This window comes from Pedobacter sp. UYP24 (assembly GCF_054057295.1).
The window spans coordinates 859,804-877,596 of record NZ_JBSRZD010000001.1 but is presented as its reverse complement, the minus strand read 5'-3'; the positions used below and the strand labels follow the sequence as shown (position 1 = coordinate 877,596).

General features: G+C 39.7%; 17 protein-coding genes and 1 tRNA gene. 17 read left to right on the top strand and 1 reads right to left on the bottom strand.

Annotated elements, in window-relative coordinates; genetic code table 11:
• The first annotated feature begins 54 nt into the window (after nucleotides 1-54).
• The 4 genes from ACVWYN_RS03925 to ACVWYN_RS03910 all read left to right on the top strand — a co-directional run bounded on the left by ACVWYN_RS03925 (nucleotide 55) and on the right by ACVWYN_RS03910 (nucleotide 3,084).
• Nucleotides 55-132 (top strand) — tRNA-Val (locus tag ACVWYN_RS03925).
• Between the two features lie 640 nt (nucleotides 133-772).
• Nucleotides 773-1,513, top strand: coding sequence for an SDR family oxidoreductase (locus tag ACVWYN_RS03920; RefSeq protein ID WP_457287519.1), 741 nt, complete (start codon nucleotides 773-775; stop codon nucleotides 1,511-1,513).
• Nucleotides 1,514-1,532: 19 nt separating this feature from the next.
• Nucleotides 1,533-2,438 (top strand): helix-turn-helix domain-containing protein, encoded by a 906-nt coding sequence (locus ACVWYN_RS03915; protein ID WP_457287518.1) that lies wholly within the window; start codon nucleotides 1,533-1,535, stop codon nucleotides 2,436-2,438.
• Nucleotides 2,439-2,529: 91 nt separating this feature from the next.
• Nucleotides 2,530-3,084, top strand: coding sequence for a DUF1572 family protein (locus ACVWYN_RS03910; RefSeq protein ID WP_457287517.1), 555 nt, complete (start codon nucleotides 2,530-2,532; stop codon nucleotides 3,082-3,084).
• A 135-nt stretch (nucleotides 3,085-3,219) separates the two neighbouring features.
• On the opposite strand, the gene ACVWYN_RS03905 is transcribed toward ACVWYN_RS03910, so the two are convergent.
• On the bottom strand, nucleotides 3,220-4,332 hold the full coding sequence (locus tag ACVWYN_RS03905; protein WP_457287516.1) for a sensor histidine kinase: 1,113 nt from the start codon (nucleotides 4,330-4,332) through the stop codon (nucleotides 3,220-3,222).
• A 375-nt stretch (nucleotides 4,333-4,707) separates the two neighbouring features.
• On the opposite strand from ACVWYN_RS03905, the gene ACVWYN_RS03900 reads away from it, so the two are divergent.
• The 13 genes from ACVWYN_RS03900 to ACVWYN_RS03840 all read left to right on the top strand — a co-directional run bounded on the left by ACVWYN_RS03900 (nucleotide 4,708) and on the right by ACVWYN_RS03840 (nucleotide 17,763).
• Nucleotides 4,708-4,914: a hypothetical protein gene (locus tag ACVWYN_RS03900; protein ID WP_457287515.1), complete on the top strand. Its 207-nt coding sequence runs from the start codon at nucleotides 4,708-4,710 to the stop codon at nucleotides 4,912-4,914.
• 257 nt (nucleotides 4,915-5,171) lie between these two features.
• Entirely contained in the window at nucleotides 5,172-5,714 is a 543-nt protein-coding gene (locus ACVWYN_RS03895; protein ID WP_457287514.1) for a hypothetical protein, read from the top strand.
• Nucleotides 5,715-5,758: 44 nt separating this feature from the next.
• On the top strand, nucleotides 5,759-6,334 hold the full coding sequence (locus ACVWYN_RS03890) for an O-methyltransferase (protein ID WP_457287513.1): 576 nt from the start codon (nucleotides 5,759-5,761) through the stop codon (nucleotides 6,332-6,334).
• A gap of 19 nt (nucleotides 6,335-6,353) precedes the next feature.
• The gene (locus tag ACVWYN_RS03885; RefSeq protein WP_457287512.1) at nucleotides 6,354-7,655 is read left to right on the top strand and encodes a leucine-rich repeat-containing protein kinase family protein; all 1,302 of its coding nucleotides are present in this window, start codon (nucleotides 6,354-6,356) and stop codon (nucleotides 7,653-7,655) included.
• Nucleotides 7,656-7,815: 160 nt separating this feature from the next.
• A complete protein-coding gene (locus ACVWYN_RS03880; RefSeq protein WP_457287511.1) occupies nucleotides 7,816-8,505 on the top strand; it encodes a hypothetical protein in 690 nt (229 codons plus the stop codon).
• 169 nt (nucleotides 8,506-8,674) lie between these two features.
• On the top strand, nucleotides 8,675-9,046 hold the full coding sequence (locus ACVWYN_RS03875; RefSeq protein ID WP_457287510.1) for a transmembrane 220 family protein: 372 nt from the start codon (nucleotides 8,675-8,677) through the stop codon (nucleotides 9,044-9,046).
• A gap of 11 nt (nucleotides 9,047-9,057) precedes the next feature.
• Complete coding sequence (locus tag ACVWYN_RS03870; RefSeq protein ID WP_457287509.1) at nucleotides 9,058-9,765, top strand: EboA domain-containing protein; 708 nt, start codon at nucleotides 9,058-9,060, stop codon at nucleotides 9,763-9,765.
• Nucleotides 9,766-9,774: 9 nt separating this feature from the next.
• Nucleotides 9,775-10,761 (top strand): TatD family hydrolase, encoded by a 987-nt coding sequence (locus ACVWYN_RS03865; protein WP_457287508.1) that lies wholly within the window; start codon nucleotides 9,775-9,777, stop codon nucleotides 10,759-10,761.
• 4 nt (nucleotides 10,762-10,765) lie between these two features.
• Nucleotides 10,766-11,683 carry a UbiA-like protein EboC gene (eboC, locus tag ACVWYN_RS03860; protein WP_457287507.1) on the top strand — a complete coding sequence of 306 codons (918 nt, stop codon included), beginning with the start codon at nucleotides 10,766-10,768 and terminating at the stop codon, nucleotides 11,681-11,683.
• 16 nt (nucleotides 11,684-11,699) lie between these two features.
• On the top strand, nucleotides 11,700-12,869 hold the full coding sequence (locus tag ACVWYN_RS03855; protein ID WP_457287506.1) for a 3-dehydroquinate synthase: 1,170 nt from the start codon (nucleotides 11,700-11,702) through the stop codon (nucleotides 12,867-12,869).
• A 1-nt stretch (nucleotide 12,870) separates the two neighbouring features.
• Nucleotides 12,871-14,085, top strand: coding sequence for a metabolite traffic protein EboE (eboE, locus tag ACVWYN_RS03850; RefSeq protein ID WP_457287505.1), 1,215 nt, complete (start codon nucleotides 12,871-12,873; stop codon nucleotides 14,083-14,085).
• Nucleotides 14,085-15,437, top strand: coding sequence for an alkaline phosphatase family protein (locus ACVWYN_RS03845; RefSeq protein WP_457287504.1), 1,353 nt, complete (start codon nucleotides 14,085-14,087; stop codon nucleotides 15,435-15,437). The genes eboE and ACVWYN_RS03845 overlap by 1 nt, the downstream gene beginning before the upstream one ends.
• 1 nt (nucleotide 15,438) lies before the next feature.
• Entirely contained in the window at nucleotides 15,439-17,763 is a 2,325-nt protein-coding gene (locus ACVWYN_RS03840; protein ID WP_457287503.1) for a phosphocholine-specific phospholipase C, read from the top strand.
• The last annotated feature ends 30 nt before the right edge of the window (nucleotides 17,764-17,793 follow it).

The following is a 17,793-nucleotide window of genomic DNA, read 5'->3' as shown; positions in this document are numbered from 1 at the left end:
CCCAACAACGAAGAAGGCCTTTAAAAAACAGAACCGTTTAAAGGGAGAACCAAAGGGAAATTAGCTCAGCTGGTTCAGAGCACCTCGTTTACACCGAGGGGGTCGGGGGTTCGAACCCCTCATTTCCCACCAAAGAAAAGCCTTTCATTGCAAAATGAGAGGCTTTTTTGTTTCTAATCCCATTTTTAGCGGAGCGGCAGTGATCAAATTTTTCTGCTATCGAATACTTTTTCTTCCAGTCTGACAGGTTTGTAATTGATTTCATAATTGGTCAATTACCCCACATTTCGGTATAAAATTAAATCGTTACGAATTGATTTTGTTTTATATGAGTTGCATATAACCTTGTGCTATTTCTGGGTGTTTTCAGCCTTCTAGGGGTATGTTCTGGGTGAATACACCCAGCCAACACCCATCAAACACCCAGAACACACCCATCAAACACCGATTTTTATGCATCCCATATCGAAACTGTCCTTACAAGATGGGTATAGAATCTACACATTTTCACCCTGGCTAATTAACTCGGCAAGATGGCTATTTAGCTGCAAAAACCAGGGAAAGACCATCCTTCTTCTGCGGTTGAAATTGCTTTGATGAATCAAATTCGGATGAAGCACCCTCATCTTCCACTAAAGAAAAGCCTTTCAATTACCGCTGAAAGGCTTTTCTATGTTCTTTTGTGAGCGCAAAATGAAGAGACGGCGATTTTGGCTAATCTTTTTACAGTTTAGGCTAATTTTTGATCTAGCACTTTATCGACCTTTATTATATGGAAAACAATATCAAAGGAAAAGTGGTAGCTATTACCGGTGCCAGCAGCGGCATCGGTGAAGCTACAGCAATTTTGCTGGCAGCACAGGGAGCAAAAGTAGTTCTGGGCGCTCGTCGTGAAGATCGCCTGAAAGACTTGGTTAGCCGGATAGATAAAACAGGTGGTGAAGCCGTGTATTGGGTAACCGATATTAAAAAACGCACTGATTTAGTTCAATTGGTTAATTTAGCTTGCGAAACTTATGGGCGCTTAGATGTGATCGTCAACAATGCAGGGATTGCGCGCCTGTCGCGAATCGACGACCTTCAGGTAACCGATTGGGAAGAAATGATCGACGTTAACCTTAAAGGAACGTTGTATGGAATTGCTGCGGCCTTGCCGGTTTTCAAAAAACAAGGCTCCGGCCACGTGATCAACATAATTTCAACTTCAGGTATCAAAATAGTTCCCATTCAGGGCATATACGCAGGTACCAAAAATGCCGTACGCACCATTACAGAGGCGTTGCGTCAGGAATCTGGCGGTCAATATCGTGTAACCGGGATATCACCTGGTTTTGTTAATACAGAACTTACAGATTATATTGAAGATGAAGTGACCAGAATAGCTATTAAGGAAAAGGCCGCACAAATCGCGATCACTCCAGATTCAATAGCAAACGCGGTGGCTTATGCTATTAGTCAGCCAGACAATGTGGACGTAGGCGATATCGTTATCCGCCCAAGTGTACAGGATTAACTTTAACTTAGCCAGTACCATGAAATTTAAGCAGCCCCCCATCATTTTTAAAAACATCACTGAATTGATGCGGGGTATGGGTATGCCCAAACCATTACATCCTCTGGTAGCTTTGGTAAACTATGATACCACAAAGCTAAGCCTTGAAAATGCAGGGCGAAGTTTTCTGATAGATTTTTATAAGATATCTTTTAAAAATGATTTCAGAGGCCAGGTAAAATATGGGCAGGGTTATTATGATTTTGAAGAAGGGGGGCTGGCTTTTCTAGCGCCTAATCAAATGGTTACCATGACGGGTTACGAGAGCAGTTACGAAGGTTATACACTATATTTTCATAGCGACCTGATCCTTGATTCCCAGTTAGGTAAAAATATGGATAAGTACGGTTTCTTTGCCTACGCGGTTAACGAAGCACTGCTCCTTTCGGAAAAAGAAAAAAAGACAGTCGCTGGTTTGTTTGAAAGTATTGCTGCTGAACTGAATAATAATATAGATGCTTTTAGCCAGGATGTCCTGGTTTCCCAGATCGAATTGCTGCTTAATCACAGCAACCGTTTCTACAATAGACAGTTCCTCACACGCAAGGCTGCTCACCATGACCTGATTAGTAACATGGATACTTACCTGGCAACTCGTTTTTCAGATCAAGCAGATGGTTTACCAACAGTTTTTGAGGTGGCAGGGTATCTTCATGTCACACCAAGATATCTGACAGATATGTTAAAATCACTGACCGGACAAAGTGCTCAAAACCATATCCATGACCGGTTAATTGCGAAAGCTAAAGTAACCTTAACTACTACCCGACTTACCATTGCCCAGATTGCTTATCAATTGGGCTTTGAGCACCCCCAGTCATTTAATAAATTATTTAAGCGTTATACCGATCTTTCACCGACCGCCTTTAGAAAGTCTTTTAATTGACTATAGTAGTGGGCCAAATCTATTGCAAGTATCATTAACCAGTTACTTCAAAACGTTTATAATTCTCAAACAAAAGTATTAACTTGACTGCATGCATACAAGCTACCTTACAAGTGTCATTAAACAATTCGAATATTATAGATCTCTAGGTGAGAAGGCAATGGCTCAATTACCAGAAAACAAGCTTTACTGGCAATCCAACTCTGATAGCAATAGCATTGCAACTATTGTTGCTCACCTTTCTGGTAATATGATGTCGCGATTTACCAATTTTTTAACTGAAGATGGGGAGAAATCATGGAGAAACAGAGATGCTGAATTTGAGCAGATACTTCACAACAGTGAAGATCTTTTGAAATCATGGAATACCGGATGGAATTGTTTATTTGATGCCATTAAAAGCCTGAGAGAAGACCAACTTGAAAGTGTGGTATATATCAGAAATGAGGGGCATACAGTACTAGAGGCAATTAATCGTCAGCTTGCTCACTACCCATATCATATAGGGCAAATTGTTTGTATCGCCAAAATGGCTTCAGATGTTCCATGGGAGACCCTCTCTATTGCTAAAAATCAATCCGAAGCGTATAATGAACGAAAATTTAAGGGTGAAAAAGAAAAGCGTCACTTCACTGACGATCTTTAAACAATTATTAATGATAGAATTTATAAGATAATTATGAGCGGCACACCGCTTTTACAGCAAAAAATTTCCAAGCACATTCTTTAAGTATATTAGATATCAAAAATCAATCATATCGGCATATTCCTATGTGGTTTTTTATGCCTTCAGATCATTAGGCTTGAATGTAATTGTAAATGTAGTGCCTTCATTTACTTTGCTATCCATGTCGATATGACCGCCAAGACTAGTCAAATGACTATTAACCAAATATAAGCCAATACCCTTACCGTCCTTATTATCATGAAATGTTTGGCTAAAACCAAAAACACGGCCTTTTGCTTTTCCCATATCAAATCCAATCCCATTGTCCTTAAATTTTAAGGTAACTATTCCATCCATGTTTTGACTGTTTAAGTATATTTCAGGGTGGGTATTGGGCTTTGCGTACTTTATTGAATTAGACACCAAATTAAGGAATATACTTTCGATGTAGGTTTTATTAAAACTGATCTCATCAACATCGGTAAAATCAGAGACGATCTTAGTTTTAGTGTCTAAAATTAATGAATTTAAAGACCGTTCTATTTTGCTCAATGTTTCTGTAAAACTTACTGGGCCTACTTGGATATTTAAACTTTTTCTTTGAATTAAAGTATCAACGTAATTGCTCAAAGTATCCCGCAAATTCTCTGACGACTTTTTCAATAAATCCAGCAACTCAACTACCTCATCATTTTCGAACTTGTGTTCATCAATCAGGCTAAATAAAGACAACAAACTATTTACCGGCGACCTAAGATCGTGCGCCGCAGTAAAAGCCAATTGTTTAAGCTCTTTGTTAGTTGATGTTAGATTAGCAATTAACAGGTGCCTATCTTCCTCAAGCCGCTTTTTGTGCGTAATGTTTTTAGCTATTCCAAATACCAACTGTTTTTCTTCTATTCCTATAGATGTCCAGGACAGCCAAACCATTTCACCAGTCTTGGTTACATACCTATTTTCAAAATTTATTAGTGGAATGGAGCGTTTGATAGCTTCTCTGCTTTCTATTGTAGCCTCTTTGTCCTCCACATAAACAAACTCATTTATCGGCTTGACTAACAACTCATCCTCCGTGTATCCCAATGTTTTTGACACAGCAGGATTGATCTTTTTAAAAAACCCATCATATCCGGCAATACAGATCATATCTGGAGATAGTTGCACAAAGAGATCTATATCAAATTTGTTATCTGAAAGCAAATCTGCAAAATCATTAATAGTGTCCATTTTTATTAGTTGTTAAACTATCAGCTATCCAAATATAAATTATCATCGTTGATATTAAATTTCATATTAACGATGATAATTTACTCATTACCAATCCAATTCTTTATTGCAAGGTAAATTATGATGTCTTCAATATAGACAATTTTACCCCTTTTTAATTAAATGAATTAAATTAGCTCAGATTTTACAAGGAAATCTATCCATTTAAACCCCAAAATTTAACAATATGTCAAAGAACTTTTCCACATGCATCACTGCTTGCTAACATCGCGTTGTGTAATACAAATTTACCCAATAGCGGTGTACTAAAAAAGGTCATATGACCTAAGTTGGTACATCATTTGACTATGTTTTGGTACCTCATATGACCAAAAAATGGTACAAACAGAACATTATCAGCAATTTGCAAATACACCTTTAAAGTCTCCGTCATATTCAGGGAGACACCAAGTGAACTCAGAACTGATGCAAAGCTATATCATGACCAGAGCTGAGCAAGGACTAGACAGAATTGGAACTGCCTCGATACTTCTTCGGTACAAGTACCATACTTCTTCGCAAAAAGGTACCTGTTTAGTGTAGAAGTATGGTCTAAATATGGTTCTTGTATGGTATTAGTGTAAAGGCAGAATAAAGGGTGTATTGATTGATCAGTGTATTTGGTTGGATTAGTGTTTAAAAATAACTAATATGCAATAATCGATTTCAATACATCATATTGAATATAAATGGATATGAAAATAACGCTTTGTAAATTAAATCTTATTTTTCTAATTGCAATAAGCTCTTTTGCTCAGAAACTTACACCATTAGAAAAGCTAAATTATCACAGCCAAAGGATGAATTTGACGTTCAAAAAACCGAGAGGGTTTCAGGAGGTTAGTCGCGCCGATACTGTTTTCTGGCCTGGAAAAGGGAGTACGTTTTTAAATTCCATTGATTACAAAATCAAACCTGACAAGGCCGATATAATTGTTGCCATCAGCTTTTTTGACCTAGACTCAACCAACGTGATTGGTAAACCACCTGCTCGCGACTACGATGATTACAACCAAATGATTGGGATAAGGTATTTAATAGGCTTGCCGCCATCGCCTGAAGAGCGAAAAGGTATATTTAATACTGATCTGGACACTAGTAAAGTGAAGTTTTTTAACGCAGAGGAGTTGAAGAAATACGGAGCCACATCCGGTGGAATTGCAGAAGTCCCTATGGATAAAGCTTACTGGAAAGAATATTGGAAACTACGAATCTTGTTTTTTTTCAAGAAAGGCGAAGGCGAGGTATATCAATATTATTTCTACAATGATGGGGCTCCTATCGACCAAACCGTCCGTGAAACCAGATACATGATAGGTTTTAAAAATAGCGAGATGTATTAATTTTCTGTACAAAACAATCTGCTACCTTTAGCAAAACTGTAATCATGGACGATATTAACATCAAATTGCCAGAAAATTATAAAAGCATTCTGGACGCTTCTGCTAAGATTAAATTTTCTATGCCTTCAGATTTAAAGACTGGAAGTCTATTGAGGACGCTTATAGCATCTAAACCCAAGGGGAAATTTTTAGAGCTGGGCACAGGAACAGGGCTATCACTGTCATGGATTGTAGAGGCAATGGATGATAAATCAACTGTAATATCTATAGACAACAATGAGTTGTACATCGCTATTGCCAAAGAATTCTTTAACGATGACAAGAGAGTTGAAATCATTTGCACAGATGCCACACAATGGCTAAAAAACAACCCGGACTTAGAATTTGATCTCATATTTGCAGATGCTTGGCCGGGGAAGTATGAAACTTTAGATGAAGCTTTAAGCATGGTAAAAACTGGAGGATTTTACATTATTGACGACATGTTACCACAACCTAATTGGCCAGTTGGTCATGAAGAAAATGTTAAAAAGCTAGTCGCCCATCTGGAACAACGAGCAGACCTTAGGTTTACCAAACTGAATTGGTCCACTGGCCTAATCATAATGACTAAAATTTAACGAGTATCTTTATCAACTCATGCAAACGTTAAAACAATTACAAGACGGGGAACTTTCAGGCGCCATAACCTTAAAACTCTCAGAAGGTCTTTCTACCTTTCCTGAAGAAATTTTCAACCTAGCGGAAAGCCTTGAGGTGCTCGACTTATCCGGTAATAAATTATCCTCCCTTCCGCCCAATTTTGGTAAGTTGAAAAAGCTCAGGATTTTTTTCTGTTCTGATAATTTATTTAAAGTTATGCCTGAGGTATTGGCCGATTGTCCCGATTTGGATATTGTAGGTTTCAAAGCAAACTTTATTGAAACCATCCCCGCCAAAGCCTTAAATAAAAACCTGCGCTGGCTAATTCTTACCAACAACCAAATATCAGCTTTGCCAGACACGATTGGAAGTTGCAAAAGAATGCAAAAATTGATGCTTGCGGGCAACAAGCTCGAAGAGCTACCTGAGTCGCTAAGCAATTGCACCAACCTTAGCTTATTGAGAATTTCTGCCAACTTGCTACAGGAGTTCCCAAAATGGCTACTTACTATGCCGAAGCTGTCATGGCTGGCTTTTTCAGGAAATCCATTTTCTCATAAACCCCAAATTCAATCAATCCCTTTTGTAGATTGGAAAAACCTTGAGATTGGTAAAAAATTAGGAGAGGGTGCTTCTGGAGTTATTTACCAAGCCAGACTTAATACTAAGCACCTGTCTAAAGCTATTGCGATTAAGGTCTTTAAGGGGTCTGTAACCAGCGATGGGCTGCCGCAGGATGAAATGGATACCTGCATAACGGCCGGAAATCACCCCGGATTAGTGCAACTTATTGGACAAATAGCAAGCCACCCTGAAGACAAGAAAGGGCTGGTCATGGAGTTAATTCAACCTCGCTTTTATAATTTGGGTGGTCCGCCAAGCATGGAAAGCTGTACAAGGGATGTTTTTAGATCTGGCGCCAGGCTGTCTGTATCACAAGTTTTAAAAATTGCAGCAACTATCGCCTCTGTAGCTGCTCAGCTGCATAGTAAAGGAATTATGCATGGCGATCTGTATGCCCACAATACGTTAACAGATCATGAAGGCAATACCTTATTTGGAGATTTTGGTGCCGCTTCGTTCTATGATAGCAACAATATGGGACTAACTGCTCATCTAGAACGTATAGAGGTTAGTGCTTTTGGATGGCTCCTGGACGATCTGATAAATTTATGTGAGGAGCAGGAATGCATTGTCATCAATGAACTGAAACAGTTAAGAGATCACTGCACGAGCGAAAAGGTTAGTGCACGACCAGTCTTCTCTGCAATCACCGCCAATCTTCTTACTTTGCAATAAGAGTATTTTAGCATACCCAGTCAAGCTCAATTTGTTGATTTCAAATAGCTTAAATATTTTGTGTAATTTTAATGTTCAATTGAGTGGAATGTATAAACCTTGGCTTCTTCTTGCTTTTTTATTACCTGTAATTCTTTTCTCCTGTAAAAAAGGGAACCTTATGAAATCCACCATAGTAAAGGAACTTCAGCTAACTAAAATAACTGAATTAAGAGGGGGCGTGACCAGCATAACCAACTTTGCTTATGACGAGAATGAAAGGCTGAGTATAGTAAAAAGAGGCAATGACATGACCTTGTATACGTATTCTGGAAATAAGATCATCAACATAGAAGTTAATGAGGGCAGCAAAACCACCTCAACAGAGATTATGTACACGGACGATATTCCAAAAAAGGGCATATCAAAGGTTTATCAGTCTGGCGTTCTACAAACAACATTACAAGTCAATATTTCAAGCGGGTTAAATGAAACGAGTCAGATCAATTTCTACGACAATACAATACTGGTTCGTAAACTATACCTGTTTTATGACAACGGCAATATTACTGAAATTCAAGAACTGAACAACAGAACAATAACCAATTACGATTACATTTTTGGAGAGAAAAAGAATGTCCTGTTTAATGCCAATACCAGGTGGGCATTTGGTGTTGAGAATATCGACCGCATATCTACCAATGAGATACTAAAAGTAGTAACTGAAACGCGCAACATCAAACACCAGAAGACTTATGATTATACTTATAACGAAGAAGGTCTGCCTGTAACTGCTGTAATTACGGAGACTGACCCTCCATTGGCAATTGAGACTAAAACCTTTGTTACTTATACTTACGAGAAACTTTAGCCCCTCAATACTTTATCTTGGCTAACGTAACTGCAAATGTTAAGCGATTATATTTTACAAAGCCATGTCATATATTCCTTTTTTTACAATGTGCTATTGTCAAATCGCGTTATTTATCTGTTTATTTGTATTAAGTAATCAAATAACACACAAATTAAATTTCATTACCATGCTACTGAGCATCTTAAATGCATTGTTTTGCCTTTCGTTTCTTGTTTTCGCCTACCTAAACCTGAACGACATTGATCCCTGGTTATGGGTTCCAATCTACCTGGTAGCTTCCGTTTGTTGCGGATTTGCCATTTTTAACAGATTTTACCCGAATGTTTACCTAGGTGCCATAACTTTCTACCTAATCTACGCAGTCATTTTGTTCTTTTCTAAAGACGGTGTCCGAGACTGGATTGGCAAGTATAACCGACCGAGTCTGGTAGAAAGCATGCAGGCTACAAAGCCCTACATTGAAAAAACCAGAGAGTTTTTTGGACTGCTGATTATCAGTGGAGCATTGGCTATCAATTATTTTGTGGCGGTTAACTAAAAAAACAAATCATGTTGTTATCAGGAACAGAGAAGCTCAGCAAAGCGGGGCAGATATTCCTTTCTATTATTAAAAAAAATCTTCAGCCCGAAGCGTTTGTATGGCTGGAAGCTAAAGGAGCATTAGTAAAAAGTGAAGACAAATCACTTCAACTTAACATGGCTTTTTCTAACCTGCCCAAACATACAGGAAAAGGCGAGATTACCGGACAGGAAGTATTAAACGAAAATGAGCTGTTATTTGAAGGATTTTCTCTGGAAGGCTGGAGTATAGATCGCTTGTGCCGGGTTTGGATGATCATGCAGGTAAATAGCGACGATAAGGATCACTACTTAAAAAAGATAAATGCATTGTTTAATGCTTCTGAAATGAATGAGCAGGTTGCCTTATATTCGGCATTGCCTTTCTATGCTTACCCGGAAGAATGGGTATCAAGATGTGAAACAGGTGTAAGAAGTAATATTGGAACGGTGTTGGAATCAATCATGTACCACAACCCTTACCCGGCAATGTATCTGAGTGAAAATTCATGGAACCAGCTGGTGCTTAAAGCCTTTTTTACTGAAAAGGATGTGACTAAAATAACGGCATTGGATTCAAGAATTAATCAGTCTTTAAAAGATACACTGACGGATTATATTGCCGAAAGGACCGCAGCGCATAGAACTGTGGAACCCAACATCTATAAATTAATAGCGTTAAAAAATCATAATATTTAAAATTGAATTATGTGTTGTAACGAGAATTTCCAGGAGAGAAATGCAGGAGAGAAAATTCAAACTACTCTTGATCTGAATGCAATTAGCGGAATGAAGTTTTTTGATCCGCATGTTCACATGACCTCACGTACCACTGATGATTATCAGGCGATGGCCGATGCAGGAATTGTTGCTTTAATTGAACCGGCCTTTTGGCTGGGGCAGCCCCGTACGGGGTTGGATAGTTTTACTGATTATTACAGTAGCCTTATTGGATGGGAAAGATTCCGTTCTTCGCAATTTGGCATTAAGCATTACTGCACTATCGGATTAAATTCACGAGAGGCAAACAATGAAAAACTGGCTGAACAGGTGATGGAGATATTACCAAACTTTATTTTTAAAGAAGGCGTAGTAGGCATAGGGGAAATTGGTTTCGACGATCAAACACCTGCTGAAGAAAAATATTTCCGTATGCAACTGGATCTGGCTAAAGAAGCCGGTTTGCCTGTGCAAATCCATACTCCGCACCGCGACAAAAAGAAAGGTACGCAACGCAGCATGGACATTTCAATTGAGCAGGGAGTTGCCCCTCATATGGTGATTGTTGACCATAACAACGAAGAAACAGTAAAAGAGGTTTTGGACAGGGGTTTTTGGGCAGCATTTACCATTTATCCGTTTACTAAAATGGGAAATGAAAGAATGGTAGAAGTGGTTAAGCAATATGGTGCGAAAAGGATTATGATTAACTCTGCGGCCGACTGGGGTATTAGTGATCCGCTTGCCGTTCCAAAGACAGCTGCCTTAATGAAACAATCTGGCATCAGCATGAAAGATATTGAATTGGTTACGTATCGCAATGCCATCACTGCTTTTGCTCAAAGCGGACAGATTGACGAGAACGACTTTGTTGCCATTAAAAACATTGATCAAACCCAGAAGTTTGAAAGCAACTCTATTTTACGTGGCGGACAACAGCCAAGAATAGATAAAAACTCCATCATCATTTCTTAAGGTAGTGAAAAAATTAATAGGATACCTGAGGCTGATGAGGCCGGCAAATGTGGTAACTTCTGTAGCAGATGTGCTTGCAGGGATTGCTATAGCTGGTTATTTTTTACCTACTGCGCTCTATACTAACGGAGGACTAACCTTGGGGAGTGGACCGCCATTTATACCCGTTTTACTTTTATGCATTTCTACCATAGGTTTATACAGTGGTGGCATAATCATGAATGATGTATTTGATGCGGAGTTAGATGCTGTAGAACGACCAGAGCGACCTATTCCAAGCGGATTGATCTCTAAAAATGCAGCTACTATTTTTGGTGGTATTTGCTTCTTTATCGGGATTTTTGCTGCAGGAATGCTCAGCAGAAATGCACAATACTTGTCAGCAACCATCATGGTATCATGCCTTATTTACGACAAATTCCTTAAACATAGTTCTTTATTTGGACCGATAAATATGGGCCTTTGCAGGGGTTTAAACTTGCTTTTGGGCATCAGTATTTTACAAGGTGCAGTTCAGCAGTACTGGTACCTGGCAATTGTTCCGATCATTTACATCGCGGCAATTACCATGATCAGCAGAGGTGAAGTTCATGGCGGGGGGAAAAACACCCTTTATTTTGCCGCTGTGCTATACGTGCTGGTGATTGCAGGTATTATTTATTTCGCAGCAGCAAATAAACAGCTTCCAACAACATTAGCATTTGTCGCTGGTTTCGCTTTCATGATCTTCAGGCCTTTGTTACGTGCTGTACAGAACCCTATAGGACCAAATATTGGTAAAGCTGTTAAGTTTGGCGTTATTGCACTGATTTTAATGAACGCCGCTTGGGCAAGTGCTTTCGGGGTATGGCATATTGCCATCATAATTGTAATTTTATTACCAATATCAATAGGACTGAGTAAAGCATTTGCCGTTACTTAGTCGAGAATTTTAGCATATGAACTACCTTCAACAATCGTTTAGTGTAAAATTTGAGTATAAGATTTTCTTTACATCATCATTATTCGATCTTAAAAATACTACACTGGCAGATTTCTTTGCGGAGAAACCATCACTGTCTTTAAGGAAAATATTCTTTGTAATCGATAAGGGAGTTGCTGATACGCACCCAAATTTACTCAGCGAGATCAAGAAATATTTTGAGGAACACAATGTGATCCAATTTATACCCGAGGTAATGGTTATTCCGGGAGGTGAGGCCTCCAAGAATGATACAAATCTTTTTGATGCAATAGTTGAAGCGGTGAACAAATTCGGTATCGACAGGCATTCTTACATTGCTGCAATTGGTGGCGGTGCGGTATTAGACTTGGTTGGATACGCCGCCGCGGTATCGCATAGGGGCATTAAGCACATTCGTATCCCCACTACGGTATTGTCTCAGAACGATTCTGGAATAGGCGTGAAAAACGGTGTCAATTATAATGGCAAGAAGAACTTTCTTGGTACTTTCTCCCCTCCTAATGCAGTATTTAACGATGATGCATTTTTAACAACGCTATCCACAAGGGATTACCGCTCTGGCATTTCTGAGGCAATTAAGGTGTCCCTTATTAAAGATCCTGATTTCTTTTACTGGATTAAAGACCATGCTACAGAATTGATAAACCGGGATCAGGAAACGATGAATTACCTGATTAAGGTTTGCGCCCAATTGCACATGAACCACATTTCTGGTGATGATCCATTTGAATCAGGGTCTTCAAGACCGCTTGATTTTGGTCACTGGGCAGCACATAAGCTGGAGCAGCTAAGCAATTTTAGCGTTTTGCATGGCGAAGCTGTAGCAATGGGGATTGCGCTAGACAGTACTTATTCTTTTTTGAAGGGAATGCTAAGCGAAGATAAACTTCATGGTATTCTTGATTTATTGTTAAAACTTGGATATGATATTTCAAGTCCATATATCCAGATCACCGATTTGAATTCCCCTATATTAAAGGGATTATTAGAATTTCAGGAACATCTTGGAGGCTTGCTAACCATTACCTTGTTAACGGATGTAGGCACAGGAAAAGAGGTAAACGAAATGGATAAAGAATTGCTTATCGAAGCCAGCAGCTACGTAACAAAATATACCGCGGCACACCTAAACATAAAGCAGTAACATGAAACTGAACACTGGCCATCTTACCTATTGTACCAATATCCATGCGGGCAGGAACTGGGCAGAAGACTTTGAGGCATTGCAGAAAAACTTCCCTGTTATAAAAAGTGCAGTTGCTCCTGACCAACTGATGGGTCTTGGATTAAGGCTTTCTAACGAGGCTAGCCTTGAATTGATAAATGAGGCTCCACTCGCCACTTTTAAAGCATGGCTGGCTGCCACTGGCGCTTATGTATTTACCATGAACGGTTTCCCATATGGGGAGTTCCACCACACAGTAGTTAAGGAGGATGTCCACACACCAGACTGGACTACGCAGGATCGTAAGGACTATACATTAAGACTATTTAAAATATTAAAAGAAATTTTACCGGAGGGTATGGAAGGTGGTATTTCTACATCTCCATTAAGCTATCGCCATTGGTTTAAAACCCCCGATGATCTGGCTGCGGCGACTAATACTGCTACAAAAAATATGATTGAAGTAGTAAAAGAGCTGATCCACATCTACCAGAAAACAGGCGTGGTACTTCATTTGGATATTGAACCAGAACCTGATGGAATACTGGAAACCGGTCGCGAATTTATAGATTGGTTTGAGCAGGTGTACCTGAAGCTAGGCATTCCTGAGATAGAAAATTCTTTTAACGTATCTGCCGAAGAGGCTGAGGTATTATTAAAGCAACACCTCACCTTATGCTATGATGTTTGCCATTTCGCCATTGGTTTTGAAAACCATGCAGGTGTAGTAAAAGAACTCGAATTAAAGGGCATTAAAGTTGGAAAAATCCAGATCAGTGCAGCTTTACACGCAGATATTGATAAGTCGCCAGATGAACGACAAATCATAAAGAAAGCATTTGGAGCGTTTAACGAGCCTACCTATCTCCATCAGGTGGTAGCGCTAAAAAAGGATGGCGGACTATTACGGTATCGCGACCTTACTCCTGCACTTGCAGATTTTGACAATGCTGAAGCAACGCAATGGAGGGCACACTTCCACGTTCCAATATCCATAGCTGAAATTGGTGCAGTAAGTTCTACTCAAAACGACATTATTGAAGTACTAAACATACAGAAATCTAAACCGTTTACCCAGCATCTGGAAGTTGAAACTTACACTTGGGAAGTACTTCCAGAACAAATAAAATTGCCCATTACCGAATCCATTAGTAAAGAATTGCTATGGGTTGCAGATCAGTTAAACACACAGTAATGAAAAAAACAGTTGTAATAGACGTTGTTGGATTATCGGCAAACCTGATTGGCGAACACACGCCTTTTTTAGCAAATTACATTAAACGTAAAAGCCTGAATAGAATAGCACCAATGCTTCCTGCAGTAACAACTGCGGTACAGTCTACCTACCTAACAGGTAAGACACCAGCAGCGCATGGCATTGTTGGAAATGGATGGTACGACAAAATAGATGCTGAAGTTAAATTCTGGAAGCAATCTAACAAACTGGTACTGACAGATAAAATATGGGACTATGCAAAAAAGGAAGACCCCAATTTTACCACTTCTATGATGTTCTGGTGGTACAACATGTACTCCAATGCCGACTACTCGGTAACACCTAGACCAAATTACCTGGCAGATGGGCGCAAAATGCCTGATTGCTACTCGGAACCAGCAGGCCTTAGGGATGTGCTACAGGAGCGCCTTGGAACTTTTCCTTTATTTCAATTCTGGGGCCCTGGTGCCAATATAAAATCTACGAAATGGATTGCAGATGCTTCCATAATTACAGATGAGCTTTATGATCCTACCCTGACCCTGATCTATTTACCACATCTGGATTATTGCTTACAGAAATTTGGTTCTGATTTTAGCAAAATAAGTAAAGAGCTTGCCGAAGTAGATGAGGTAGTGAAAGACTTGGTTAACTACTATGAATCTAAAGGTGCAGAGATCATTATCCTTTCTGAATATGGAATAGTCCCGGTTACTAAGCCAATCCACTTGAATAGGTTATTTAGAGAAAATGGACTACTGCAAATTAGAATAGAAAGAGGCCTTGAACTTTTAGATCCCGGTGCTTCAAAAGCATTTGTAGTGGCAGACCACCAGATAGCTCATATTTACATCAATGACCCATCTGTAACTGAACAAGTAAAGGCATTATTAGCTCAAGCTCCTGGTGTGGCAGTTATTTTAGATGAAATAGGTAAAAAAGAATACGGTATTAATCACGACCGCGCAGGCGATCTGGTTGTTGTTGCAGATGCGGATAGCTGGTTTACCTATTATTTTTGGCTTGACGATGCGCTTGCACCTGATTATGCACGATGTGTAGATATCCATAAAAAGCCAGGTTATGATCCTGTAGAAATGTTTATGTCTTCTAAGCCCCGTGCTGCCTATAAATTGCTTAGAAAAAAAGCTGGTTTTAGGTATGTAATGGATGTAATCCCGTTGGATGCAACTTTAATAAAAGGCTCACATGGTAGTGTTAACACACCTGAAGGTTACCATCCTCTATTGATTACTGACAAGGCTTTAAATCAGGACAACGTGGCTGCTACAGATGTCTATGACGTCATCTGGAAAGCTTTGCATTCTTAGTATGGACTCGAGAAGGGAGTTTCTGAAAAAGGCAGCAATCTTATCCGGCGCAGCCGGTCTGCCTAATGTTATCCCCATGTCTATTCAAAAGGCAATGGCTATAGAAGCCAATCCCGGAAGTACTTTTTATGATGCAGAACATGTAGTGATCCTGATGCAGGAGAATCGGTCGTTCGACCACATGTTTGGCAAGCTTAATGGCGTGAGGGGGTTTAATGACCCGCGTGCTTTTACTTTGCCTGATCAGGATAAGGTTTGGCTCCAAAAAGATGCTGCAGGGAATAGTTATGCTCCCTTTCATATTGACATTAATAAAACTAAGATCACATGGCAGGGCGGATTGCCACACTCCTGGACAGATCAGCTTGCGGCAAGAAACGGCGGTAGGTATGACCAGTGGATACCTGTAAAATCATTAATGTGTCTTGGCCATTACGAGCGGGCAGATATTCCGTTTTATTACGCAATGGCAGATGCCTTTACAGTTTGCGATCATAATTTTTGCTCCTCTCTAACGGGAACAACACCCAACAGGCTTTTTATGTGGACTGGCAATATCAAACCAGAATTAAGCCTTGATGCAATAGCAGCTGTAAATAACTCGCAGGCAGAATCAAGAGATGATGTGTATGTAGACTGGGAGGCCTTCCCGGAGATATTAGAAGACAATGGAATTGACTGGAAGATCTATCAAAATGAAATATGGTCGGCCGATGTTCAAGGTGAAAATGTAGATGATTGGATGGGTAACTATGGCGATAATGCTATAGAATATGTAAAGCGCTACAATGTAAAGCTTTCTGCCTATTTTAGAAAACATGGAGATCCTAAAGCCAAGCTGACCGCAGCAGAAGTAACTGAAAAATACAATAACCTTTCTCTGCGCGAGCGCAACCTGATTGATAAAGCCTTCGCCAGCAATATCAATGCGCCTTTTAATTACCTTGAACTTGCGCCTTTTAAGTATGTCGACGATGAAGGAAAGGAACAAACGCTAGAGATCCCAAAGAATGATATTTTTTACCAGTTCAGGTCTGATGTAGACAATGGTAAACTACCTGCTGTTTCTTGGTTGGTAGCCCCTCAAAGATTCTCTGATCACACCAGTTCACCGCTGTATGGCACATGGTATGTATCGGAAGCAATAGATATACTGACCAAGAATCCTGAGGTTTGGAAGAAAACCATCTTCATTTTAACGTATGATGAAAATGATGGTTATTTTGATCACATTCCACCTTACGTAGTACCAAAACCTGGTGATAAATCGACAGGAAAAGTATCATCAGGAATAGACATTACATCAGATTACGAATCAACTAAAGACAGTCCGATTGGGTTAGGGTACCGTGTACCCATGCTAATCGCCTCACCATGGAGCAAAGGTGGTTATGTGAATTCTCAGGTATTTGATCATACCTCAACTATTATGCTAATAGAGAACTTGTTTAGTCATAAAACAGGAAAAAAGATTAGAAGTTCTATGATCAGTAGCTGGAGAAGGACTATTTGTGGTGATTTGTGTTCTTCATTCCGTCCTGCGTTAGAAAGATCAGTAGCTCAACCAACAACATTGAGAAAAGATGAAGTTATCACCCGCATCCAAAATGCTAAAAACAAACCAGCTCAGCTACTGCCAAAACCATTGACAGTTGCAGAACTGAAAAATAATGAATACTTGCCGGTGCAGGAAGAAGGAGTTCGCAAAGCATGTGCGCTACCCTATCAATTAAGTGCAGAAGGCATGACCAGAAATGGTATTTTTACCTTGCAGCTCGCCGCTGGGAAGCGGCAGTTTGGCCAGATGGCAACCCCGTCTGGAGCACCATTTACAGTGTACACGACTAATCTATACAAAGGGCAGGCGGGAAAGTCATGGAACTACGCTGTAAGTGCCGGAGATCAGGTCAGCGACGAGTATGATATTGCCGACTTTGCTAAAGACATTTACAACTTATGTATAAGTGGGCCTAATGGCTTTTTTAGGAATTTTAGGGGTAACGACTCTGATCCTCTTCTGGTGAATTGCAACTACGAACAACGAGGTTTATTGACTAAAGCTACAACAGGTAACCTGGAACTTACATTTGAAAACACAGGCCTTGATACACTCCAGATAAATATAGCAGACGGATATCAACACCAAAAGCCTGTCTCTATGTCATTAACTCCTGGAAGCAAGACTAAATTGAACATAGATCTATCAAAAAGTGCTCATTGGTATGATCTTACTATCACTATAAACGGATCTGATGTCTATAGAAAGCAGTATGCAGGACATGTTGAAAACGGTGAAGAGTCTATTTCTGATCCATTAATGGGCTAGTCGGCTAAACATCGGAAAGTCTTTACAACC